This is a genomic window from Flavobacterium sp. DSP2-3-1 (assembly GCF_049896865.1).
Classification (GTDB): domain Bacteria; phylum Bacteroidota; class Bacteroidia; order Flavobacteriales; family Flavobacteriaceae; genus Flavobacterium.
The window spans coordinates 13605-39094 of the sequence record NZ_JAFCVD010000013.1 but is presented as its reverse complement, the minus strand read 5'-3'; the positions used below and the strand labels follow the sequence as shown (position 1 = coordinate 39094).

21 protein-coding genes and 2 pseudogenes are annotated in these 25490 nt (G+C 32.4%); 2 read left to right on the top strand and 21 right to left on the bottom strand.

The features are described 5' to 3' along the window. Positions 1 to 113 precede the first annotated feature (113 nt). The 15 genes from ACP7AT_RS14355 to ACP7AT_RS14285 all read right to left on the bottom strand — a co-directional run bounded on the left by ACP7AT_RS14355 (position 114) and on the right by ACP7AT_RS14285 (position 16684). The gene (locus ACP7AT_RS14355) at positions 114 to 1328 is read right to left on the bottom strand and encodes an efflux RND transporter periplasmic adaptor subunit (protein WP_426065081.1); all 1215 of its coding nucleotides are present in this window, start codon (positions 1326 to 1328) and stop codon (positions 114 to 116) included. After that, entirely contained in the window at positions 1325 to 2578 is a 1254-nt protein-coding gene (locus ACP7AT_RS14350) for an efflux RND transporter periplasmic adaptor subunit (protein WP_426065079.1), read from the bottom strand. Before ACP7AT_RS14350 ends, ACP7AT_RS14355 begins: the two co-directional genes overlap by 4 nt. Positions 2579 to 2580: 2 nt before the next feature. Further along, positions 2581 to 3834: a TolC family protein gene (locus ACP7AT_RS14345; protein ID WP_426065077.1), complete on the bottom strand. Its 1254-nt coding sequence runs from the start codon at positions 3832 to 3834 to the stop codon at positions 2581 to 2583. Next, positions 3821 to 5758, bottom strand: coding sequence for an efflux RND transporter permease subunit (locus ACP7AT_RS14340; RefSeq protein WP_426065076.1), 1938 nt, complete (start codon positions 5756 to 5758; stop codon positions 3821 to 3823). Before ACP7AT_RS14340 ends, ACP7AT_RS14345 begins: the two co-directional genes overlap by 14 nt. Next, a complete protein-coding gene (locus ACP7AT_RS14335; RefSeq protein ID WP_426065075.1) occupies positions 5755 to 7053 on the bottom strand; it encodes an efflux RND transporter permease subunit in 1299 nt (432 codons plus the stop codon). Before ACP7AT_RS14335 ends, ACP7AT_RS14340 begins: the two co-directional genes overlap by 4 nt. An 8-nt stretch (positions 7054 to 7061) precedes the next feature. Beyond that, the gene (locus tag ACP7AT_RS14330) at positions 7062 to 7529 is read right to left on the bottom strand and encodes a heme-binding domain-containing protein (protein WP_426065074.1); all 468 of its coding nucleotides are present in this window, start codon (positions 7527 to 7529) and stop codon (positions 7062 to 7064) included. Positions 7530 to 7615: 86 nt separating this feature from the next. After that, positions 7616 to 8350 carry a DUF3347 domain-containing protein gene (locus ACP7AT_RS14325; RefSeq protein WP_426065073.1) on the bottom strand — a complete coding sequence of 245 codons (735 nt, stop codon included), beginning with the start codon at positions 8348 to 8350 and terminating at the stop codon, positions 7616 to 7618. Between the two features lie 135 nt (positions 8351 to 8485). Beyond that, positions 8486 to 8770, bottom strand: coding sequence for a DUF3347 domain-containing protein (locus ACP7AT_RS14320; protein WP_426065072.1), 285 nt, complete (start codon positions 8768 to 8770; stop codon positions 8486 to 8488). A gap of 113 nt (positions 8771 to 8883) precedes the next feature. After that, positions 8884 to 9141, bottom strand: coding sequence for a hypothetical protein (locus ACP7AT_RS14315; RefSeq protein ID WP_426065071.1), 258 nt, complete (start codon positions 9139 to 9141; stop codon positions 8884 to 8886). 346 nt (positions 9142 to 9487) lie between these two features. Beyond that, a complete protein-coding gene (locus ACP7AT_RS14310) occupies positions 9488 to 9856 on the bottom strand; it encodes a hypothetical protein (protein WP_426065070.1) in 369 nt (122 codons plus the stop codon). A gap of 606 nt (positions 9857 to 10462) precedes the next feature. Further along, positions 10463 to 11338, bottom strand: a complete 876-nt coding sequence (locus ACP7AT_RS14305; protein WP_426065069.1) for a CorA family divalent cation transporter — start codon at positions 11336 to 11338, stop codon at positions 10463 to 10465. A gap of 356 nt (positions 11339 to 11694) precedes the next feature. After that, a complete protein-coding gene (locus tag ACP7AT_RS14300; protein ID WP_426065068.1) occupies positions 11695 to 12966 on the bottom strand; it encodes an NRAMP family divalent metal transporter in 1272 nt (423 codons plus the stop codon). Between the two features lie 749 nt (positions 12967 to 13715). Then, complete coding sequence (locus ACP7AT_RS14295) at positions 13716 to 14144, bottom strand: hypothetical protein (RefSeq protein ID WP_426065067.1); 429 nt, start codon at positions 14142 to 14144, stop codon at positions 13716 to 13718. A gap of 263 nt (positions 14145 to 14407) precedes the next feature. After that, complete coding sequence (locus tag ACP7AT_RS14290; protein WP_426065066.1) at positions 14408 to 15475, bottom strand: alpha/beta hydrolase family protein; 1068 nt, start codon at positions 15473 to 15475, stop codon at positions 14408 to 14410. 201 nt (positions 15476 to 15676) lie between these two features. After that, complete coding sequence (locus tag ACP7AT_RS14285) at positions 15677 to 16684, bottom strand: helix-turn-helix domain-containing protein (protein ID WP_426065065.1); 1008 nt, start codon at positions 16682 to 16684, stop codon at positions 15677 to 15679. 556 nt (positions 16685 to 17240) lie between these two features. Here ACP7AT_RS14285 and ACP7AT_RS14280 point away from each other — a divergent pair. Further along, a pseudogene (locus ACP7AT_RS14280) lies at positions 17241 to 17824 on the top strand (IS91 family transposase); the annotation flags it as partial. A 267-nt stretch (positions 17825 to 18091) separates the two neighbouring features. Here ACP7AT_RS14280 and ACP7AT_RS14275 read toward each other — a convergent pair. The 5 genes from ACP7AT_RS14275 to ACP7AT_RS14255 all read right to left on the bottom strand — a co-directional run bounded on the left by ACP7AT_RS14275 (position 18092) and on the right by ACP7AT_RS14255 (position 22500). Further along, positions 18092 to 18610 carry a MepB family protein gene (locus ACP7AT_RS14275; protein ID WP_426065064.1) on the bottom strand — a complete coding sequence of 173 codons (519 nt, stop codon included), beginning with the start codon at positions 18608 to 18610 and terminating at the stop codon, positions 18092 to 18094. A 150-nt stretch (positions 18611 to 18760) separates the two neighbouring features. Further along, a complete protein-coding gene (locus tag ACP7AT_RS14270; RefSeq protein WP_426065062.1) occupies positions 18761 to 18991 on the bottom strand; it encodes a hypothetical protein in 231 nt (76 codons plus the stop codon). Between the two features lie 535 nt (positions 18992 to 19526). Next, positions 19527 to 20108, bottom strand: a complete 582-nt coding sequence (locus ACP7AT_RS14265; protein WP_426065061.1) for a DUF7010 family protein — start codon at positions 20106 to 20108, stop codon at positions 19527 to 19529. A 920-nt stretch (positions 20109 to 21028) separates the two neighbouring features. Continuing rightward, positions 21029 to 21790, bottom strand: coding sequence for a hypothetical protein (locus ACP7AT_RS14260; RefSeq protein WP_426065060.1), 762 nt, complete (start codon positions 21788 to 21790; stop codon positions 21029 to 21031). Positions 21791 to 21852: 62 nt separating this feature from the next. Continuing rightward, positions 21853 to 22500, bottom strand: coding sequence for a Pr6Pr family membrane protein (locus ACP7AT_RS14255; RefSeq protein WP_426065059.1), 648 nt, complete (start codon positions 22498 to 22500; stop codon positions 21853 to 21855). A gap of 318 nt (positions 22501 to 22818) precedes the next feature. On the opposite strand from ACP7AT_RS14255, the pseudogene ACP7AT_RS14250 reads away from it, so the two are divergent. Continuing rightward, a pseudogene (locus ACP7AT_RS14250) lies at positions 22819 to 23381 on the top strand (IS91 family transposase); the annotation flags it as partial. Between the two features lie 220 nt (positions 23382 to 23601). On the opposite strand, the gene ACP7AT_RS14245 reads toward ACP7AT_RS14250, so the two are convergent. Beyond that, positions 23602 to 25056, bottom strand: a complete 1455-nt coding sequence (locus ACP7AT_RS14245) for a serine hydrolase domain-containing protein (RefSeq protein ID WP_426065058.1) — start codon at positions 25054 to 25056, stop codon at positions 23602 to 23604. Positions 25057 to 25490 lie beyond the last annotated feature (434 nt).

Sequence of the window (25490 nt, the reverse complement as noted above, 5' to 3'; positions counted from 1 at the left end):
GATTCCATTCGGTTTTTTGCATACTACGATTGTATTAAGTACTTTTTGAGTCATTACCTCTAGTACTGAAACAGTTGTTACGTTATTTTTTGTGATATGGAATTCAGCTAATGTTACATTTCCATTCCCGCCATAGGGTCACTTCCTTTACGAAATTTGTATTCACCATTTATGGCGTACGCCCCGGTAATCACCACTTTTTTGGTTGGATCCATTTCCGATTTAATTTCAATCATCCCATTAATTTCTAATCCAGTTTCAACCATAAGGCTTTCAAATACTCCCGGTCTTTTTTCAATCCAGATGTACGAAGCATTTTCTTCTCTTATGACAGCATCACTGGGTATAAATACGCCTCTTATATTGGATTGTGTCAATCTTGCAATTGCCTGCATTCCGGGTTTTAACAGCAAATTTTGATTGGGTATTTCCATTCGAATTAAAAGCAGTCTGGTATCTGGATTTATTTCAGGATTGATGAACGAGATTTTTGCTCTTATTGTTTTCTCAGGAAAATCAGTAAATGAAACTGTGGCGTTTTGTCCAAGTTGCATGCTTTTTGCATAATTTATATTTACTTGTGTTTCGAGCCAAAGGCTATTTAAATTCGCCAATTTAATTATACTAGCGCCCTCCATTGCATAACTGCCTTCTGTTGCTATTATCTCTGAAATTGTTCCACTGCTATTACTATAAAAGATAGTGTACGGAGAAATTTCTTTACTCGATTTTATAGTTTCAATTTGGGCATTGGATAAACCAAAGAATAATAGTTTTTGTTTGGCAGCAATAAGCATCGTACGTGCATTTTTTCCAAAATCACCCGGCATGGTAAGTTGTTTGTATGCTGTGAAGTAATCTTGTTTAGCAATAGCAATATCTTCACTGTACAATTGATATACTGGTTCGTTTTTAGCAACATAATCTCCCACTGTTTTGAAGTATAATTTTTCAATTCGCCCCATTGCTCTGGCAGAAATGGTATTAATTTTCTCTTGATTCATTGTTAAAACTCCTGTATAATTTTGCTCTAAACTGCTTTGAGTTGTTGCAATAGTTTGCGTGGTGATGTTGCCCAATTGCAGTTGCTGTTTACTCAAGCTTATCTCATTTGCAGCTGTGTTGTCACTGTTTATAGGAGTTAAATCCATATGGCAAATGGGACATTTCCCTGGTTTATCTTCCTTTACTTGAGGATCCATAGAGCAAGTGTAAAAAAAAGTTTCTTTACTTTTATGTGCGCTATGGTCTTCTTTTTTTTTGGTATTGCAAGCTGTAAATACGGTAAGTAGTAGTGATAGCATGCCTATTATTTTTATCGTTTTCATAATTTTTCGGTTTTAATAAAGCTTTCGCTATCAATTAAATATTGTGCATTTTTAGCGAGGGTATCTTCAACGGAAATTCCACTTATGATTTGAATAAAATCATCTATTTCAATTCCTGCTTTTATTGCGGTCGCTTTAAAGCCATTGTTCATTTTTATAAAAACGATTTTCTTGCTGCCAATACTCACTAATGCTTGTTTTTGTAACCAAACGGCTTTCGTCGGATTTGTTTTTATAATGCCTTGCAATCGCAGACCTATGGGAAATTTTAGTTTATTATTGTTGATGTATACCCTAATTCTATTGGATTTATCTGCTGGATTAAATTGAGTTTCAATAAAATTTATTTGTGCATCGATGAATTCATTTTTATCAAATTCTGTCGTAATTTTGATAGACTGATTGGTTTTAATTAGACTATTGTACCCTTGGCTAACATTAAAGATGCCCCATACTTTATCGGTATTTACTAATTTAAAAACAACTTCTCCTTTTTTTATGTAATTACCTTCCTTTATGTTTAATATTTCGGTATTGTTACTTGCACTTTGCATCGACGAATTGCTTGTATTATCCATTTTTTCTGTTCCTTGAACAATTCCAGAAGCTGGACTGTAAATTGAAACTCGAGGATTTACTTTTTTGGAAGAAAACAATGAATTTATCTGACTTACGGTCATTCCGAAAAGCAATAATTTTTGCTTTGACGCTTTAATAATTGAGGTATTATCGGAATCATTGGAAATTAAATAAATAAAATTTTGCTGTTCTGTTAATAATTCAGGGCTGTATAAATCAAATAACTTCTGTGCTCTAGCTACTTTTTGGTACTTGTAATTGACATACATTTTTTCTATTCTTCCACTGATTCGAGCAGCAATATTTATGGAGGAGTTTGGATCGTATGACACTATTCCGGGTAAGTTTATCTCGCTGCTTAATGTCGTATCTTTGGCTGTTGTAGTTTGATAATCCCCGACGATAAAATTATCAGTAGGTTTTAAAAAATTATCAATAGAATTGTCTTCCCTAGCCTGGATTTCTGTTATTTTTTTTACCAAAATCATTCCGCAAATAGGACAGTTTCCCGGTTTATCTCTAATGATTTGAGGGTGCATCGAACAAGTATAAACCTCGTTTTGATGTTCCAATTCCGAATGACTGTCTGATTTTATTGCAAAGAAATAGACAACAAATACTACACTAGAAATTACGATTAAAATTAAACCATATTTTAAATATTTATTCATAATTATTTGATTTCTAGTTGTTTTTCGATTTCTACTTGTGTGCTTAAAATATTTTGTAATTTATCCAGAAGATCAATTTGGGCCATATTTAATGCTTCCCAAGCATCCAAAACTACAAACAGATCTCCCGTATTATTCTGCCACGACAATATTGCCGTATCATAATTTCGTTTTAAGGCAGGAATAATATTTTTTTCAGCAATATCATATTGTTTTTTTAGGTTTATCAGTTCGGTATTCATTCCCGAAATCATTCCTGCTGCTCCATTCAAAATCATTTGCTTTTGCCAGTTAAGACCTTCATTCTTGATTTTAAAACTGTTGATATTGGCTTCATTCATTTTTGTTGACCAAGGCATCGGAATAGTAATCATTCCCATCAAAGTGAATTGTTTTGGTTGTTCTCCAAAGGCAAACATATGGTCGTATTTAACACCAAATTCCGGTAATAATTTTGCTTTCTCGGTTTCAATTTTTAATTGATTTAATACCATTGTTTTTTCAATAGCTTTAACATCACTTCGGTTTTGAGAAAGTGAAATTGTATCTGCTTTTATGGCATCAAAATCATTTAATTTATAGGTTTCATCTATTTCAAACGAAGTGTTTTTATCTCTAGCCATCAATGTATTCAGCATAATTCGCTTCTGGGAAATATCGTTTTGTAACATTACAATCATACTTTCTAATGCACCGTATTGCGATTTTGCTTTGTAATAAGTTGGCAATTTATCCATATTATACTGATAGCGTATTTCCATACTTTTTATCATATATCCTAAGAGCAATAAATTATCATCCGCTATTTTTATTTTTTTATTTAAAACCAGCCATTGGTAATAATTTGTTTTTGCCAGTGCCTTTAATTGATTAATTGTATACTCTTTATTTTCTTTTTCAACAGATGACATGGCGTTCATGTAATTGAAATCAGACTTAAGTTTTCTGGCATTCGGGATCATTTGTGTAACACCCACCATGTAAGATCCCATGCCCGGAGACATTTCACTTGCTTTCCACATTTTGGTATTGTAAGGCGCCATAAAAAAACCCGTTTCCACTTGTGGTGCCATCCAACTTTTGGCGCCTTTTGCAGCAGCATCCATACTTTGAATATCAGCATCATACATTTTTAGTTGTGGATTATTTGTTCTGATATTCGTCAAAACAGCATCCAACGAAAGTGTTTGCGCCACCACATTAGCAGTACTTAAAATCAAACAGCTTATTGCGATATAATAGTTATTCTTTAACATCTATAAGTTCTATTTTACCTTTTGTTTTTAATTCTCGGAGTTTCACCATCTCAAAAACTATAGGGGTTACTAATAATACATAAATTGTTGAGGTAATTGTACCCCCAATGAGTGGAACCGTAATTGGCAGCATCACATCGGCACCGGTTCCTGTTGCCCAAAGAATTGGGATTAATCCAAATAAGGAAACGGAAACGGTCATCAATTTTGGTCGCAATCTTTTGGCTGAGCCGTCAATAATGTACTGTTTCAAAATTGCTTCCGTAATTGTTGCTGCGCTGTTCCCGTGTTTTTCTACCATTTTATTCATTGCTTCATTCAAATAAATAGTCATTAACATAGCGGTTTCGATTGCCATTCCAAACAATGCTATAAAACCAACTGCGACTGCAACGGATAAATTTATTCCATAAAAATAGACCATAAAAATCCCGCCGATCAAAGCAAATGGCACGGTTATCATCGTAATCAGTGCTTCTTTCATGGAACGATAGGTAAAGTACAGAATAAGGAAAATAATGATGACAACTACAGGTAAAATCAGGCGTAATGTTTTATTGGCTCTGATTTGGTTTTCCCACTGTCCGCTCCACTCCACATAATATCCTTTTGGCATTTTAGTGATCATTGCATTCAATTTTTCTTGTGCTTCTTTTACCGTACTCCCAAGATCACGATCTCGTACATTAAACAGTACACTGCCTCGTAGCATTGCATTTTCGCTATTTATCATTGGGGGACCATCGCTTATTTTTACATCAGCAACGGCTTCCAATGGAATAGGACCAAACTCCATTGTTTGCACTTGGAGTTTTTTTAATGCCTCAATACTATTTCTGTATTCCTGAGCATATCTTGCATTTACAGAAAATCGTTGTCTTCCCTCAATGGTTGTGGTAAGTTTCATGCCACCAATAGACGCTTCTACCACGTTGTTTATATCATCTACTGTAAGTCCGTATCTGCCGACAGCCTCTCTTTTTGCCTCGATATCGATATACTTTCCGCCAGTAATCGGTTCCGCATATAAATCTTTTACGCCAGAAGTACCTTCAAGAGCTTTTTTGATTTTTTGAGATAAAACATTGATAGTGTCTAAACTTGCTCCGTAAATCTTTATTCCTACATCGGTTCTAATACCAGTAGCTAGCATATTAATCCGGTTAATGATGGGCTGTGTAAAACCATTCGTAACTCCTGGAATTTGAAGTTTATTGTTTATTTCATTAACAATATCAGCTTTCGTTTTGTCTTCTCTCCATTCGTGTTGCGGTTTTAGCAAAACAATCGTTTCAATCATGCTTATGGGACTGTTATCGGTTGCTGTGTTGGCGCGTCCGGCTTTACCTAAAACATGAGCCACTTCTGGTATCGATTTTATCAATTTGTCCTGCACTTGTAAAATTCTTTTAACCTCAGAATTGGATACATCTGGCAACGTTACAGGCATAAAAAGCACGGAACCTTCATCTAAAGGCGGCATAAATTCGGTCCCTAAACGGGTAAACATTAAAACGCCAATCAGCAGCGCAATTATATTAATACCTAATACTGTTTTCCTCCATTTTAAGCAAAAAATCAAAATTGGCGTGTAAATACTCTCCAGTTTTTTGTTAATTGGATTTTTGTTTTCTGGACGAAGTTTACCTTTAAGCAGAAAACTAATTAGAACTGGAGTAAGGGTAATCGCTAAAAAAGCATCAACTATAAGTATAAATGATTTTGTCCAAGCCAATGGGCTAAACAATTTACCTTCCATACCCGTGAGAAGAAATACAGGTAAAAAGGAAGCGATCACAATAAGTGTTGAATAAAAGACACCTGGACCAACTAATTTTGAAGATTTTTCTATAAGTTGTAACTTTTCTTCAGAAGATAAGGGGTCGTGTTCTTTTTTGAATATATTTTTTATTTTATCTATCATTTTATTTCCGAATTATTCTGATTGCTCTCCATTTCTTCCTGTTTCTCCGAAATTGTCCTATAGGCATTTTCCACCATTACAATTCCGTCATCGACGACAACACCAATAGCTAATGCAATTCCAGTTAGTGACATGATATTAGATGATATCCCAAAGGCTTCAAGTAAAATAAAGCCGATAGCCACAGATATAGGCAATTGAATTAAAATAATTAAAGCACTTCGCCAATGAAAAAGAAAAAGTAGTATAACAATTGAAACAACAATCATTTCTTCTATTAAAGTTCCTTTTACCGATTCGATCGCTTTTTCAATCAATTCACTTCGGTCATAAGACGTTTTAAAAGAAACGCCTTCAGGCAATCCTTTTTCAACTTCTTTCATTTTTAATTTAACCGCTTTTATCACTTCATCTGCATTTTCACCATAACGCATGACTACAATTCCTCCTACAACTTCACCTGTTCCATTTTCGTCAAAAATTCCCAAGCGCAAATCACCACCCATCTGTATCGAACCGATGTCTTTTACTTTTACTGGAACGGAATTATAATTTTTAACAGCAATGTCTTCTACGTCTTTTATGTTTTTTATGTAACCCAAACCTCTCACTATGTAAGACATGTTGCTCATCTCAAATTTTCGACCACCAACATCATTGTTGTTTGCTTTCACTGCATTCATCACTTCCATTATGCTCACATTGTAGTACTGCATTTTCAGTGGATCTAACACTAATTGGTACTGTTTTTCAAACCCACCAAATGATGCTACTTCAGCCACGCCGGGAACAGTTTGTAATGCAAATTTTACGTACCAATCTTGCAAGGCTCTTTGTTCTCCCAAGTCCATACCGTTAGTCTCTAAATGATACCAAAAAATATGTCCTACTCCAGTTCCATCTGGTCCTAATGTGGGCACTACGTTTTGAGGCAACAATCGTTGGGCATAATTTAATCTTTCCAACACTCGAGTTCTTGCCCAATAGATATCTACATCATCTTCAAAGATGATATATACGAAACTCATCCCAAACATAGAGGAGGCACGAATATTTTTGATTTTTGGAATTCCTTGTAAGTTGGAGACCAATGGATAAGTAACTTGATCCTCGATGACCTGTGGACTTCTTCCCATCCATTCGGTAAATACAATAACTTGATTCTCTGATAAATCAGGAATGGCATCAATAGGGTTTTGTTGTACGCTATAAATACCCCAAGCGAGTAAGCAAGCTGAGACGAGTAAGACTACAAATCTGTTTTTTAGTGAAAATGAGATTAATTTTTCTACCATAATATTTATTATTCAACTGAAAGACTATCTTTCGTTTTTTTAATCCAATTGATTATTTCCTCTTTTTGAGTTGGCGTCAAAATGGCATTTTTATGAATTAATGTGTAAGATCCCAAAGGCATTTCATCGGATTTTATTTGTTTGATGATAGCTTCTAGTTTGTTTTCTTGTTTTCGCTTGGAGTACTTTCCAAACTCATTAAAGTTCAAATCCTTTTTACCATCTTTGATGTGTTCTTCCATAAAAAACCGTGCGGGCTGAATGAAAGAATATAATGGATAATTGGTATTGTTACTGTGACAATCGTAGCAAGATGTCCGTAAAATAGTTTCAACATTTTTAGGAACATCAAACATTTTTGTAAAATTTGCAGTTAATTCCTGCTCATAACTTTCATTACGGGCAGGTTGATATAACTGCATCAACAAAAAAATTACAAACCCAATTACGAGTATTTTCTTGATGATTTTTTTCATATGAAGATAATATTTGTTTTTTAATGGAATATGGTATAGCCATTCTTCATTCTAATTTATGATTTTGGAATCATGGCGATTTCATTTTATAATTGTTTTTTGATAGAACCACAAGTGAGCATTTTTGAACCGTAGTAAGGATTTTTTATTTCTTTACTTTCACTTATCCAAATCGCCCCTTTTCCTTCGTTATACATAGGACAAAAGTCTTGATATAGTTTTTGTTTTGCTCCAAATATTTTTATCAAATCATTCATATCTTTACTCAACATCGCAAAATGTTCTCTTTGATGGTCAATTTTTCCACCATTGTCGCCAATGTGTTCTGCATGTTCTTTAGCATCATCAGCAATATCAATATATTCTGTTTTCAATTTTGGATCTATTGAATTGGTATTGACTTTATTGAAAGTTGCATATAATGCTTTACCCGCATCGGCTGCTTTATTTGTATCGTCTTTTATGAGTGCGTTTTTTAGTTTTAAATAATTAGAAATTATTTCATTTGTAGAAAATGTTGTTTGGGTAATCGATGTAGCTTCAGTTTTAACTTCAACTGCTGTCGCATCATTATGACTATGACTACCATTAGTATGATCATGAGTTGCTTCATTTTGTGCAACTGGTTCGGTTAATTCCATTCCACATTTTGAACATTTTTCTCCTTTTTTTCCTGTTATTTCGGGGTGCATCGAACACGAATACAATTGTGAAGTACTTTCTGTTTTTTGTGAATCAGTTGTCACAGTTTCTTTATTTTTTTGGTTGCAAGAAGCGAATACAAATACCATTGCTATGGCTGAAAGAATTATATTTTTCATTTTATTATTTTTTTTAAATTGTTATTTTTAGCGATTTTTAAGTTAACATTTTTAGTACAACACCAGTTGTTTTTTATGGTGCAGTAAAAAATATCTTCTTCATTTTTTATTGTTTTAATTTTATTATTTGATTGTTTACGCTGTTTTACCACAACTCAACATTTGGGAGCCATAGTATGGATTTTTAATTGTATTTTCTTTGCTCAACCAATTGGCATCTTGCATCGGGCAATATTGATAATAAACCGGTTCAGTAAATTTTGAAACTTTTATCAGCTCAAACATATTTGCAGATAATGATTTAAAAAGTTCTATTTGCTTTTTGATATCCTGTGTTTTAGAAATATTTTTTGCATCAGCAGTTAAATCTTTAAAAACTTTCATCCAAACCATATGGAAATCCATTTTTAATGTTTCCATTTTTACTAAAGTTATAGTTGTTTAAAATTCCTTTGCCTTCTCAAAAGCGGTTTTTCCGTCTGTTTTTACCAAGGCATTTTGAATAAGAAATAATTGTCGAAAACTGATTTTAGTTATTTTGTTTCTTGTTTTTTAGACATAGTAGAATTGTTAGACATTTTCATTACTGCCATTTCTGTCTTAGGTTGTTGGTCTTTTTTATCCGTTTTTACTGCAACTTTTGCTTCGCGATAGTTCTGACAACATTCCGGCAGTTCTAAATATGCAGCATCTGGATCAGGAAATTTATCATTCTTACAAACCACAAATACATTACATTTCAGTATTTCGTTTTGATTGGTTTTTTTAACAACAACAGTAAGCATATCCATTTTGGTATCTTTATTTTAATCAATATTGGCAATTTTTTTGAGACTTCCTGCTTTTGTATGGTCGTTTCGCACATCGTGCAATTCCCAAATATTTTTACGGATTAGGTTTTATCGTTTTTGATTTTCGCATTAGACACCGGAAATGACAACAATAAAGTTATCGCTATTACTGTTTTTTTTTTAGTGATTTCATTGTAAAAAGATTTTAAATTGGGTAAGGTAATCAACAACAAAATGAAGCGCGACTTAGCCACCTTATTAAAAATGAAATTAACGGAGATAGTAAATGATTTTGTAGCAATAATTGCTTTTTATTTGACACAATTATGGATATCAAAATTGGAATTTAGCTTATTTTTGGTATAAGCCATAAAGAATTGAAACCAGAAGAAATGGTGGTTTCGTAATTGTAAAAATTTTGTTTTTCTGATAAGAAATTAAAAATATTTTTATTAAAATTCAATTCATTAATAGAAAAAGATGTGTTGGAAGAAGAAGCACAACCACATTTAGAATGACTGCATTTTCCTTCACAACCTTTGTGGTTTTTAGTTTTTGAATGACTATCGTTTTTACAACAATCATCTTTATCCATTTTTGAGGAAGTCTCTTTTGAAGAAGAATGTTTCGATAAATTATTTTCACACGCAAAAGTTAACGTTGGCATCAGAAAGAAGCCAAGTACAACTAGCAATAAAATGTGAAACTTTTTCATTTATATCAAAAATCTAAATATTAAACAAAGTTAAATAAATAATCTTTAAACCCGCCAAAGACTTGTTAAAAAAAATTATTACTGCTATTTTGTTTTGATTTATATTGTCACTAAAAGTATTATTGGGAAAGCAAAAATAGAAAGACTAAGACTTTAATCTTTGTTACTTTTAAAAAACAACTTTTAAAATGCTTTGTTTTTATTGGAGTAATGGTTCGAAATCCGTGTGAACCTCCAAAGTCATTTGATTTTCTAGATTTTTATCTGTTTCAAATCAAAATCTTTTTTTAACGGATTATATACAGTCCATTTTTCTGTTTTTATTAATGCAGATTTGAAAATATGTTTAGCAATTTTTTGCATATTTCTTTACACGAATAATCTTCAAGCTGGTCAAAATATAGCATTTTAAATCCGCCAGTATCATTGGTTTCAATGGCGATTATCAATTTCTTTTTTTTTGAATCATTACTCCTTCCATGCTTAAGATCTTCTTTGACACCAAAAACAAATTCATCGACAAAAACCTGACCAATCATAGGCTTTTAACCACTACTTAGTGCTCCGCACGCTACAAAACCTTTGCTGGGTACTCTCCTTTTTCTATTAAATTATCCTCTTTCGTTTGAACCAAAAATATATAATGATTGCGATAATCGCCATTATACTAAGTGTCATAAAATATCCAAATTGCCATCTGAGCTCTGGCATGTTTTCAAAGTTCATTCCGTAAATTCCTGCTACAAATGTTAACGGTAAAAAAAATGCAGAAAATATAGTCAGCAATTTCATAACGTCATTACTTTTTTGAGAATTTACCGAGTGATAACTATTTAATAAATTGTTTGCGTTTTCTAATACTTCGTCATAATTTAATATTAAGTTCAACAACGTGTCTTTAATGTCTTGTAAAGCTGTTTTGTTAAATTCGCTTACTTCAATTTGATTGATCACATTTTGAAATAGTTGCAATAGTTTTTTGGTTATTCTTGTTTGAGTTTTTAAGAAATACAAATCTTCAAGAGAAACTTTTGAATAGTCTTTTAAGAAAATAGTTTTTTCAAATTCCTCTATTTTTTTGTCTAATTCATTGAGTGGTGATTGGTAGCTTTCAACCATTTTAAGAATTAAATAAATTAAAAGGTCTTCGGTTTTTGAAAATTCTATGTCGATACGCTCTAAAAATTCAAACGGACTTCTGTGTACTGAAATAATTTTGTTGTCATTGTAAAAAAATGCAATCTTATTAGACAGGTCGTTTATAGTTGTTGCCCCATGTTCAATAGTTGAAGTAAATGCTCGTAAAATCAAAAAATTATAGTTGGGTTGTTTTTCAAACTTTGGTAAATGGCCGTGTTCCAAACTGTCAATAATTTGAAAAATATCTAAATTGTATTGCTCCGCAATTTTATCAAGAGTTGCTCGGTCGGGTTGGCAAAAATCTATCCACGCAAATGTTGTAAATTCCTTTATGTTTTGCATATTATGCTGCATTTATCTTTCTGTTATTTTCATTGTGGTAAGTGATAGTATAGACTTGCAGCTAACGTCAGTTTATCTACAAATCTTCAGAGGAACTCAATTAGGTTCGTCACTGTGTAAATATATGTGATTGAAACTACAATTAAAATTCTTTTTTTGGACAAAGCTACTTAATGATTTATCTAAGAAAACAGTTTAAAAAAGGACTTAAAAAATCCAAAAGATGATTAGCCAGTCTTTCGTAGTGAACAAGATTTATAATGAAGCAAAGCAAGGAGTTTTACAATGTTCGTAAAAAATTGATGAACCTGATTTCGTTACCTTGTGGATTACTAACATCTATAGTATTAAAAGTTTTACTTGCCTGAAAATTGCAAATAGATTAAAGTTACGGCAGCTACCGTCATAATAATTAATGCTGCAAAACCAAGTATGTTTGCTAATCTTCCGTTCACGTTTTTACCCATTATTTTTTTGTTATTTGAAATGTGTAAGATTATAGCAATTAGGACAGGAGCAGTTAATCCATAGAGAATGGCTGTATAAATCAGCGACTCAATTGGTGTAATGCCTACATAGTTTAAAGATAACCCAAGTATTAGTGAAATAGCTATGATGACATAAAATGCTTTTGCTTCATGAAATTTTTTGTCAAGTCCTTGTTCCCAGTCAAATGTTTCAGTGATTATGTAAGAAATCGAACCACTCAGTACTGGAATTGCGATAAGTCCTGTTCCGATTACACCAACAGCAAAAAGAAGATAGGCCAGATTACCGGCCAAAGGTTTTAATGCCGTTGCAGCTTGTTCCACAGTGTCAATTTGATGGATGCCTCCTTTAAACAAAACGGTGCCAGTAGTAAGAATGATAAAATACATAACAAAAGCAGAAACTGTCATTCCAAAATCTACATCTTGGTTCATGTTATGAATTAACTTTTTGTTTACAATTAAATGCTTCCTTTTATTTTTCATTTCTTCAACCTCCACCGATGCTTGCCAAAAAAAAAGATAAGGTGAAATTGTTGTACCTAGTATTCCAACTATGATGGCGATAAAGTCCTTGTCAAACTTTATGGTTGGTATAAATGTGGCTTTAAGAATTTCGCTAAAATCCTGTTTGTATAAAAACGGAACAATAAAATAAACCAGCATAACGATGCACAAATACTTTAAAACTGCCGCAATTTTTTGATATGGTAAATAAACAATTAAGCCTAAAAGAATAATCGTGAAAAGAACACTGAAATAATTAGCATCAATAGATGGAAGTAATAGATTACCTACAGCACCCATACCTGCAATATCAGCACCAATATTCATTACAATAGCAGGAAAACTAAACAACAACATCAGATACAAAATAGGTCTTGGATAGTGTTTTTTTAATGTTCCGGTCAAACCTTGGGAGGTTACTAATCCAATTCGAGCACACATTTGTTGAATAGCGGCCATTAAAGGAAAAGCGATAATTGCAGTCCACAGTGTTGAAAGTCCATAGGCAGCACCTGCTTGAGAATAGGTTGCAATTCCAGATGGGTCATCGTCACTTGCTCCTGTTACAAGACCTGGACCAAGTTTTTTCCAACTACTAAGTATTTTAGAAGAAATTGTTTTCTTTTTTTTCATTTTTTAGTCGTTGTTGCATGATTGGCAAAAGCACAACCAAGATAAGGAGAACAGCAGTCATAATATTTACTCGTATGTGAAGTTCGGAATAAATGTCTAGATAAAAAAACCAATGTAGGTTTGTCGCTAGACAGAAGATGCAAATCAAAAATGTTAGGATAGTGAATGTTTTAGGTTTCATTTTTGTTTTGAAGTGTTCGTCTATTTGTCGTGAGCTTAATATTAGCAGCACTTCTCAGTGGTTACTCCTAACTTGTAATTAGTATTGATTGGCTCACTACACTACATCTTTCAGATACTAATAATAAAATCTGTCTTATCATCGTATATTTTTCAAATGTAATAAATTATAAATCAACAAAGGAACTTTTAATCTGCTGCAGATCATGACTATAAGCCAAGTATTACATAGTTATGTATTTAAGATTATAATGTCTAATTAGAAAAAAATTTACTTCTTTTTTGCTCTAAACATTGGGGAATAGTTTATATCCTTTTGGTCGGTGGATTTTGTCAATAATAGTTTTTATTTTCCGTGTGTCTAGAAAAACAATTTGATGGCATAACAACGGTTTGCTAATACAACTGGTTTGGCTTGGTTTTATATTAAGCCCCGTTTTCGGATTTGACACACGAAAGATAGCGAACAGGCGAAGCAAATCATCTCAAAAACAAAACCAACTTTCCGTTAAGCCAATTGCCCAAATCCCTCATAGAAGCTGTTATGGGTTGCTTTTTTGTTTATTAAACTATTCGCCCCATAAATGATAAACAGTAAATTCTTTTTGGTTTAAATTTATTATTACAAATCCATTTTTGTTTGTTTCCCTTTCGTTTCCTGGTTCTACTGCTATCCAACCCGTTTTGAAAACAAAAAAATAATTTTCGGTAAAGTCAGCTTTATTTAAAAAAGTTTCTAAAAGGCGATATGAATAATTTTTGTCATTATAATTTGTGAATGGTTTAATAGATTTCCTTTTATAAACTAAACTATCAGTAAGTTGCCAACCATTCTTTATCGCGAAGTCAAGAATTTCTTTTGTTGAGAAAACGTTTGCGCTATTACTTTTCCAATGAAATTCGCTATTTCCACCCCAAGGCCCTTGGTCGTTTATTTTTGACTCAATTGAGCCATTTTGGTAATTTGTCCAAAAACCCGCAGGAGTCGTTTTGAGCAAGCAGTTTTCAAAAAAAATAAGGTCAAAATTGTTAAAATCGCTTTTATTTTAGTTTCAAAGTTGTCTTTTAATTATGTAAATATCTTCTTTTAAGGTAACCCATAATGTCTCGCTACTACAGCGGGTTTGGGACTAAATTAAGTTTTATTTCCGGTTTAAAACTAATTTTCCAAAATCAAGACAAATTTTAAAGTAAGCCTAAAACCCAAATCTGGCTAAACCACTGTCGTAGGCAGTGCTTGATTTTTTTTTCGGTTCTAAATTTACAAGGTTTTTATGCTCTTAAATATTTTATATTGTGATTCTACAACAGATTGATTTATACCATGAGCTGCTTTTGGTAACAAATAATATTCTTTTTTAGGTGCTTTAATTGTATCGAAATATTTTTTTGAATTTTCTTTTGGTGTCAAAATATCTTCATTACCTTGTATTAAATATACAGGAATTTTAAAATCTAAATTATCTTTCATTAAGTCAATGGTTGCAGTCATTGATTGTACTCCCAATTTGTCATCGCCAACAAAATTTACAAACGAGTAATCGTCTCCATCTTCTCTGTTTTTATTATCTATGTCGTTATCGTAAGCAGGAGAAAGTTGAAACCAATTCTCTGGAGCAGGTGTTAAATTTGCTCTTTCATATTTTTTTGCAATTCTAAATAGCAAGCCTACATTTTTTGCTCTGCTATAAGGGGGTTTACCTATAGAATTTAATATTTCCAGAGCTTCTTTGTCATTTCTGCCCTCGGCCATTTTATAAATTTTAGTGTAAGCTTTTATATCAATAGTAGGATTAACAATTTGAGAATGTCCAACATAAGCATAAAAAAGGTCTGGTCGTTTTGTAACTATTTTTACTCCAAGTACTGAACCCCAAGATGTACCAGAAAGTATCATTTTTTGTTTTCCTAAATATTTCAAAAGATATTTTGACACCTCAACTCCATCGCTAGTCATTTGTTCAAGTGTTAAAGGATTTGCTTTTAAATATTCTGGAGTTAATTCCTCAGGAGGCGCGTTGCGTCCATAAGTTCTTCCAGTTCCTCGTTGATCCCATTGAACCAGAATAAAATCTTTTTCTAAATCTTTATATAAAACGTCTGTGTAAGGGCTTATTGGGCTACCTGGTCCTCCGTGAATAAACAATATAATAGGTTTTGAACTATTTCCTTTTATTGTAACCCATTGTTCAATACCATTTACTAAAACATATTTTTCTTCAAATATTTGATTTTTTAAGGCGGAATCATTTAAGGTAATTTTAGTTTGTGCAGTTGCAAATGCTAACTGAGTATCACTGTCTTTTACGGTTTCTTTTAATTGTGCCAAACATAAAAAAGGGAATAATAAAATGAATAAGGATGTAATTTTCATAATTTCAAATTTTTAATTATTAGTATTAATTTGAAGCAAAATTGCATGATAAGTTTAACGTTGGAGACCGAATGAATAAAGTCGAACCAATTTTAAATAATTAAATTGGTTCGACTTTATTTTAATAACGTTCGACTTTTTACGAAGCCTTTATAATTAAGAGTTTCTAAATTCTGTAGGCGTTTTATTGGTGTGTTTTTTGAAAGCAGTATTAAAAGATGATTTCGAATTAAAACCTACTTCATAAAGAATTTCTAAAATAGTAAGCTTACTTTTAGAAGGGTCTTTTAAAATTTGCATTGCTTTTTGAATTCGATATTCATTTATAAAATCAAAGAAATGTTGGTTTATTTGATGATTAATCAAAATAGATAAATCACGAACAGGAATATTAACTTGTTTAGATAATTCTTGTATTGTTAATGATGGTTCGAGATAAGATTCGTTTTCTAAAACATATTTTTTTACGAGTTCGATTTGCGAAGCGATTTCTACCGATTTTGGAGTCTGAAATGATTCTTTTTCTGTTGAAATAACTACTTCATTTATCAATAGCATATTTGAATCAACACCTTTAAAAAGGTCAGGATTGTTTAAAGCTTTTAATACAAACCAGCAACTTATAATTAGTGCAATCGTTCCAATAATTACATTTGAAATGTTAAGAAAGACATTATAATCATTATATCTTATCACCGATTTAAAGAAAACAATACAATGTGCAATTAAAAAAAATACAGTCATTTGAAACAACCATTTGTACGATGAGTGATTCGAATTGGTATAATTTTCTAAATAAATTTCTTTGTATTTTTTTAAAATTATAAAAACCAAAACAATATAAAAAGCATATTGTAGCTCACCTAGAATATAAAAAAAGCGTATTTCTAACATTTGCTTAAAATACTCATAAATGTAAATGCTTTCTATAGTTGTTGCTAAATAAAACCGTGGAATAAACACTAAATTTGTAATTACAAACGGAATTATAAGTGTCAAATGTTTTGGTTTTAATCGAAAATCTGAATGACAAACTGCTTTTACATACAAATAGAATATCGGCATAATTAGCAAACTAATTGTCATTCTAAAAATCTCAAAATTTAAATTAGTTTCAAAATATTTATCGGTAAAAAAACTACTCAAATCGAATGCCGTAATCATTAGAAAACTAGCAAAAAGTCTATTTGAAAGTTTGTTTTTTGTACTTACTGTTAACAAAAAAAATGCAAGAAGTAACATTATAAATATAGTAATTGAACTAATAATATTTAAAAAGATGGGTTTATCCATTTAGTTTTTTTTTGTTATCGTTACAATCTGTAATAAAATTCGAAAATTGTTTGATTTTTTCATTAATGAAGATCATTAACTATTATAAATAATTTTATTGTTTTATTAATCAAAATTGGTTATTCTTCTCACTTCGCATTGCTTACAACGTCAGTTCGTCTAAAAACCTTCAAACGAACTCATTTTAGTTAATCAGTAAGTAAATATATATGATTTAAACTACAATTAAAATTCTTTCTGGAAAAAAGCATTTATCATTCTTAAAACAAAACAATCCGTAAAAAACGTTAAAAACGGGTGATAGAACCCCAAAATACAAAGACAACATTTTTAGATATTGTTTTAATAAATTTTGGTCAATCAGGTTGAAAATTCGGCGCAGGTTGTAGGCTGAAAAAATTAAGCTAACATGAGCTGTGACATTTTTAAGGTTTTTAAGGTGAAATATTACGAAAAACTCAAGAAAAAAATCCTATTGGCTAAGAGAAAATCCGGCAGGAATTATGGCAAATATCATGGGTAGTATTTGCCAAAAAACCTTTTGGAAGTCCCAAATCAGTGGTGGAATATTTGGGTAGATACACCCATAAAATCGCCATCAGCAACCACCGTATTAAAAACATTGACGAGCAAAACGTGACTTTCGACTACAAGGATTACCGAGTAGCGGGCGTTAAAAAACAAATGGCACTAACTCATCAGGAATTTATTAGGCGGTTTTCGTTGCATATTTTGCCCAAACGGTTTACTTCGTCAGTTCGCCCTTTGGGCTCGGGTGTGAAAATCCGTTATTATGGTTTTTTGAGCAGCACTTGGAAGCGTCAAAAGCTGAAACTTTCACAGGAAAAACTTAAGGTAAAAGTTTTAGAAAAAGCAGAAAAGAAGTCCTTTTTACCCAAGTGTCCTTGTTGTAAAACAGGCAATTTACACCGAATAGTAGTTTTTGACCAGCGCGGTCCGCCTGCTTGGTATCTTGGCGGTAGCCAAAGTTCAAGTTTCTGTAAAAGCTGATTTTATAGGTAAGGGAATTTGTGTTCAAAAGTGAAGGAAAACACGAAAAAACTAACTGAAACCACTCCGCAAAAAAAGAGGAACAAAATCCTCTTGAAAATACCGCTACAATTTTTAAGATAACTCCATAGTGTTGACGGCACGTACTCGGTTCTCCCGTAAAAACGGGACAGGCTGTTCTACACGGGTTTCATTGTTGGTGCTGCGCACGCAACGAAGCATCCTAACTGTTAGCTGTTCGTTGCTTTTTTTCGATTATTTGTTTTTTTACTCTAAATTCAGCAACTTTTTTGCTTTGTTAATATCAATTTGATTGTTATTTGAAATTTCTACGAAATATTTTGTTTGCCAATTTTGAGTTTTTTGTGCTTGTTTATTTGTTGTTAAATTCCAAGTTGGGTAAACTCTTATTCCGCGTTTCCCTTCTCCGTTTTTGTTTGATAAAATTTTATTTTCGCTTAAAATCGTTTTGTTAAATATAAAAACGCCAAGTTTAGTTTCTGCTTTAGTTCCAATTATGTAGAATTCAAATTCGTCAGCGATATTGTGTGGTTCGGTAATTCCATTTTGATTTCTTTTCCATATTGAAACAAATTGTCCCGTTTTCGTCGGTGTAATTTTCGCCATCCTAAATTTCACTTTCTGATTATTAAGTTCAAAATTATGAGCAAAATATTCTTGACATTCTAATTCAGTTTCAACGTTTTTTAATTTAGTTTCGCAAACTTGAAAAACATATTTATTTATTAAATCTAATTCGGAAAATAAGTTATTTGAATTTGTCAACTTTGAATGATTAAGAGTTTTAATTTTAATTTATTTTCCTTTAATTTAGTTTGTTTTTCCACTTTGCGGTGCAATGACAGCTAACGTCAGTTCGTCTAAAAACCTTCAAGCGAACTCATTTTAGTTAATCAGTGAGTAAATATATGTGATTTAAACTACAATTAAAATTCTTTTTGGAAAAAAGCATTCTTCATTCTTAGAATAAAACAATCCGTAAAAAGCATTAAAAACTGCTGTTAGAACCTCAAAATACAAAGCCAATACTTTTAGATATTGTTTTAATAGATTTTGGTCGATTAAATTAAATATTCGTCGCAGGTTGTAGGCTGAAAAAATCAATCCAACATCAGCGGAGGCATGTTTGATCGTTTTCTTAGTCATGATATAATAAAAGTCCCATTGGCGTTTTATAACTCTCCCGCAAAGAGCGGGACAGGCTAGGGATGTTCCACTATAACTTGCCTTCTGCGGTAGACTTCATAATTGTTTTCAATTCTAATTTTGTTTTGATAAATCAAATCTGCGTATTGGGAGCGTTCAATTAGTCTGCCTTTGGCATTTTTAGTGCATTTTGTAAAGAGTTTGCAATTTACACCGAAGAGCAATTTTTGACCTGTCCGTTATGCCTGCTTGGTATCTTGGCGGTAGCCAAAATTCAAATTCCTGTAAAAGCTAATTTTACGGGTAAGATTACTTATGCTCAAAAGTGTAGAAAAACACGAAAAAACTAAGATTAAAATTAATCCACAAAAAAAGAGGAATAAAATCCTCTTGTAATCCTCTGTCAAAATTTCACGATAACACCATAGTGGTAACGGACGTACAATCAGTTCCGATAAACCCGGGTTTCATTGTTCGTGCTGCGCACGCAACGAAGCCTAGCTGTTGGTGGCAGGTATTATGGTTAACAACAACTCTAAATATTTTTATTGTTTCTTCGAAAAGATATAAACATAAAAAGCCCAAACAAAATTTCAATAAGTGCACCAGTTAATAAAGTACCAAAAGATTGTACATTATTTTTAAATAATAAGTATGCTGCAATTCCTAAAATAGCTCCTAAAATCCAATATAGCTTAATTCCATAAATAGAAGAAAATGTTAGATATCTTCCGCCAATAATCAGAAGCATACCTTGAAAAAACCATTGCGTATGTTGTAATGAAAGCCCAAAAGCAATAGGTAAGCACATAATCATAAATATCGTTGCTTCAGTCCCCAAGTTTCCTAATGGATTACCCTTAGTATGATTTCCACTTAGTCCAATTGTCTTGTAGAGAAGTACACTCACAGGATGGATAATCACTCCTCCAATTAAAAGTGTCCAAACTGCCTGGCTAGCAGAATATTGATATGTTACTATTGCAGAAATGAGCCACGTAAGTCCTGAGACAATTATACCTATGGAACCATTTGCATAACCTCTGCGCATATCTGTTTGAAATTGTACAAGAGTGTCATTCATATTTATTGGGCCATTTAATGATTTTTCAGCCATTTTTTTCAGATGTTTTTATTAGTTAATTGTCAACTGGATTTTTTTTACTTGCCGCCAACGTCAGTTTGTCTAAAAACTTTTAAACAAACTCATTTTCGTTTAGCAATAAGTAAATATATGTGATTTAAACTACAATTGAAATTCTTTGTGGAAAAAAGCATTCTTCATTCTCAAAACAAAACAATCCGTAAAAAGCGTAAAACTGGTGTTAAAACCGCAAAATACAAAGACAATACTTTTAGATATTGTTTTAATAGATTCTGTTAATCCAGTTGAAAATTCGGCGCAGGTTGTAGGCTGAAAAAATTAAGTTAACATAATCTGAGGCATGTTTGATGGTCTTCTTTGTGATAATATAATAAAAATACTATTGGCGTTTTATTATTCCATAGGCATGTTCCACTATGACTTGCCTTCTGTGGTACACTTCATAATTATTTTCGACCCTAACCTTATTTTAATAAATAAAATCTGCGTTTTGGGAGCGTTCTATAATTCTGCCTTTGAGATTTTTAGTGCATTTTGTGAAGAGTTTGCAATTTACACCGAATAGCAATTTTTGACCAGCGCGGTACGCCTGCTTGGTATCTTGGCGGTAGCCAAAGTTCAAATTCCTGTAAAAGCTGATTTTATGGGTAAGGGCATTTACACTCAAAAGTAAAGTAAAACACAAAAAAACCACGATTAAAATTACTCCAAAAAAAAAGAGGACTAAATCCTCTTATAATCCCCTTTCACTATTTTACGAAAACTTTATAGTGTTAACATAGGTGTAATCGGTTCTGTCCAACACGAGTTTCACTGTTCGTGCTACGCACGCAACAAAACCCTAAGTATCAGCAACTGGCCTATGTAATCAATCATATCGTAATTTCTTTAAACTAAAATTAGAAAAAGAAGTTCCTAAATATTTTAAACTCCTAATTGTTTTTAATATTCTCATATGTCACTTTTAGGTGATAATAGTTTGGTTTTATATAGCCTAGCCTTGGATTATTTAAGTCGTTAATGACTGTCATTGTCAGCGTGATCATTATAAAATAAATAATTGGCACCAGGTAATGAACCTTTAATTTCATTCCGTTCATAAACCCTACCAAAAAACCAATCAATAACGACACAATTACTAAAAGAAACATAATAAATGAAGGTGTTCTCTCAGAGTAAGAATATGCAAGGAGCGAAACCGAAGTTTGAATGTGATCAAAGCATACGGATATTTTATTCAGTTGAGTGGCGTCTTTCAAATCGCTTGTCTGTTCATTGTATTTAATCAAATAAAACCAATAGGTATCACTTATTTTTTTAGCATTGTATAAAAATTGCTCTTCATTTGATTGTTCATAGGTAATTTGATTGCGGAGAAAAGTTACTAATGTATTTTGAGTGAATTTATAAAAAGGCTGAGGCATTGCTTTGCTATACCGGTAAAGCATATCGATGCTATTGGCTTCTTTGTGGATAGTAGCAGATCTTTCACGGTATGTGTTACCAGCCTGCAGAAAAGTAAAAGAAATGATTAAACCAAATATACCTACAACTGAATTTTCTATACCGGAACTTTCCCATTTGGACTTTTTCTTATACCGTTTGGCATATAAAATTCCGCTGCCGATAGATAGGAATAATAATGCTCCAAAAAGAAAGTTGAACCAAGAAGAGTCAATAATAGTTTGCCACATATCAAATTTTTTTAAAGATGCTTTACATTGAATACTAAATAAAAATTATACAAAAAGTTTTTTTAAGTACTACTGTTCTTCTTGCTCATCGCTTTTGCAATAGCAATAAATAATAGGGAAATTAAGAAAAACCCTATAAATAAACCAACGCTGTTTAAAAGCACTTTTTTTAATCCGAGGATATTTGCATCAACAAATGGATAGGGATAAAATCCGGATAAAGCACCGCGAAATAAAACAAAAACAGCGTAAACGAAGGGATACAGCAACCAAGGAAAAGCATTTTTCCATCTCAATCCGTCTTTAGGGGCAAATAGATACCAATACAAAATAAACAGTAATGGTATAACTACATGGAGTAATTCATCTGCTAATCTCTGCAAGCCTACCGGAGACCATATCTGTCGCAATATTAAATTGTATAATAATCCAACTACGAAAATATAAATTGTAATAGCATTTAGTATACTTGCCTGTGAAAAAAAAATGCCCGAACGGGAATTTGGTTTTACCAAAAGAACGGTAAAACAAAATGCAACAAGAATATTGGTAAGGATTGTGTAAAAACTAAAAAAACGAATTATGGTTTCTGGTACAGATTCTACCCTGTTAAGAATAATAAGATATAACTGAACAAGTATGGCAAACCATGTTACTGCGGCACCAATTATTAAAAATGTTTGCTTAACTTTTGTTATTTTTTGTTTCATATTAGTATTCAGTTAATTTTCGTATTATTAAATGCATACCACTAACGTCAGTTCGTCTAAAAACCGTCAAACGAACTCATTTTAGTTAATCAGTAAGTAAATATATATGATTTAAACTACAATAAAAATTCTTTTTGGAAAAAAGCATTCTTCATCCTTAAAATAAAAAAGTCTGTAAAAAACGTTAAAAACGCGTATTAGAACCCCAAAATACAAAGACAATATTTTTAGATATTGTCTTAATAAATTTTGGTCAATCAAGTTGAAAATTCGGCGCAGGTTGTAAGCTGAAAAAATCAAGCCAACATGAGCTGAGACATTTCTAAAGTTTTTAGGGCTAAATATTGCGAAAAACTCAAGGCGAAATTGCCTATCCAATACGAGCAAATCCGGCAGGAATTATGGCAAATACCATGGGTAGTATTTGCCAAAAAACCTTTTGGAATTCCCAAATCGGTGGTGGAATATTTGGGAAGATAAACTCATAAAATCGCAATCATCAATAATAGAATCAAGAGCATTGACACGCAAAACGTGACTTTTGATTACAAGGATTACCGAATGGCGGGCTTTAAAAAACAAATAACACTAACTCATCAGGAATTTATCAGGCAGTTTTCGTTGCATATTTTGCCCAAACGATTTGCAAAAATCCGTCATTATGGTTTTTTGAGCAGCACTTGGAAGCGTCAAAAGCTGAAACTTTTACAGGAAAAACTCAATGTAAAAGTTCTGGAAAAAGTAGAAAAGAAGCCCTTTTACCCAAGTGTCCTTGTTGTAAAACAGGCAATTTACACCGAATAGCGGATTTTGACCAGCGAGATCCGCCTGCTTGGTATCTTGACGGATGCCAAAGTTCAAGTTCCTGTCCCGCTAATTAGCGGGATGGGTAAGGGATCTTATAACCAAAAGTGAAGGAAAACACGATAAAACTACCTTTGAAACCACACCAAAAAAAAGAGGACTAAATCCTCTTATAATCCCCTTTAAAAATTTCACGAAAACACCCTAATGTTGACGGCAGGAAATCGGTTGCGTTCAACACGGGTTTCATTGTTGGTGCTGCGCACGCAACGAAACTTTAACCGTCATGCCTAGTTTTTATTCTATCGTAAAGTTAAATGTTTGCCCATTTTGTTTTAAAATCATTGTCTTTTCAATTGGATTGAAATCTAAAATTATTCCTTCCTCTATATAAACAAACTTATCTTTTTCTGTTGCTTGTAAAGTGAATGCATTTTGTTCGGTTGCTTGTGCAATTAGATTTAAGTTGTTCTTTGTGATAGTAATTTTAATAGGCAGTTGACTACTGCTATAAACACCCAAATATTTATCTAATTCTTGGCTTGTAACAACATAGATATTTGTCACTGGTGGTGGAATATAATTGTATGGAATATAATTTTCCCAATGCCAAGGCGTAAATTTATCACCAATTGAATATTCTAAAAATTCTTTAAAAATACTTTCCCCGTTGTCATTGTTGGTCATAATGACTACCGCAATTTTTTTATCTGGGAAACAAATTGAATAATGTCCCCAACCATCATCGTGTCCTTCTTTAAAAAATGCTCTGCTCCAAGGTGTTATAAATGTTCCTACGCCAAAACCATATCCCAACTGAATACTGTCATTGTCGGTACTATCGATTTTGGCAAGTGGCCCAAATTGGCTTCTTGATCTTATTCTTACTTGCTGGCTTGTCATTTCCTTGAAACTTTTTTTGGAAAGTCCTTTACCATTTATAAAATGTGTGTAGAAAACTGTAAAATCTTCAAAAGTTGTACTCATAGAACCGCCAGCATTTGCTTCTTTCCATTTGTTAAGTTCGTAAGGTTCGCCTTTGGCATTGTGTCCATAACAAATATTTTCGTCAAAACGAGTTTGCCAAACTTGACTTGTGTTTGTCATTCCCAAAGGTTTAAAAACTATTTCTTGTGAAATAGTTTCATAATCTTTTCCTGTAAGTTGTTCAATCACAAATTGCAATAAGTAAATTCCTTCGCCTGAATAAGAGTAAAGAGTACCTGGGTCAGATTTAATTTTTAGTTTTTTATCTGCTTCAAACCAGCGCCAATTAGGAAAGCCTGTTGTATGCGTCAGACACATTCGGGCTGTTATTTTTTCGTAACGTTTATCATCTTTTAGGTCGTCATAACCACGTCTAAAACCATTTATTTTGATTTCGGGTAATGGTTTGTTCAGATATTCCACAAGTGGTTTGTCAAGGTCAATAACTTTCTGTTGGACGTATTGCATAACTATATAAGCAAATACAGTTTTCGCAAAGGATGCACCGTACATTACCGACGATTTTTCATAAGGGATGTTTTTTTGAACATTCGCAAGTCCATATGTTTTACTAAAAATGATCTTATTGTCATTAAAAACGGCCACTGCAACACCTGAAACATTGGCAACTTTTATTAAGTACTCAATTTTTGCATTTAAACTTTCAGTAGTGATGGTACTTCCGTCAATTCTTTTAATGGATTGGCCAAACGAAATAGTTGAAACGGTTAGAAAAGTTGCTACTAAAAGCATTTTAAATTTCATAATTTTTCAGGTTTTCGTTCTAATATGCCGCATAAAATCAGTTCGTCTAAAAACCTCATAACAAACTTATTTTAGTTAATCACTTAGTAAATATATGATTAAAAATCTTTTTAAAAAAAAGCATTCTTCATTTTTAAAATAAAACAAACCGTAAAAAGCTTTATAAACTGGTATTAAAACCCCAAAACACAAAGCCAAAACTTTTAGATATTGTTTTAATAGATTTTGGTGTATTAAATTAAATATTCGACGCAGGTTGTAGGCTGAAAAAATTAAGCCAATATCAGTTGAGCCATGTTTAATGGTTTTCTTTTTCATGAGATAATAAAAATCCCATTGGCGTTTTATTACTCTCCCGCGAAAAGCGGGACAGGCTCAAGATGTTGCACTACGGCTTGTAATCTGCGGTAGACTTCGTAATTGTTTTCGATTTT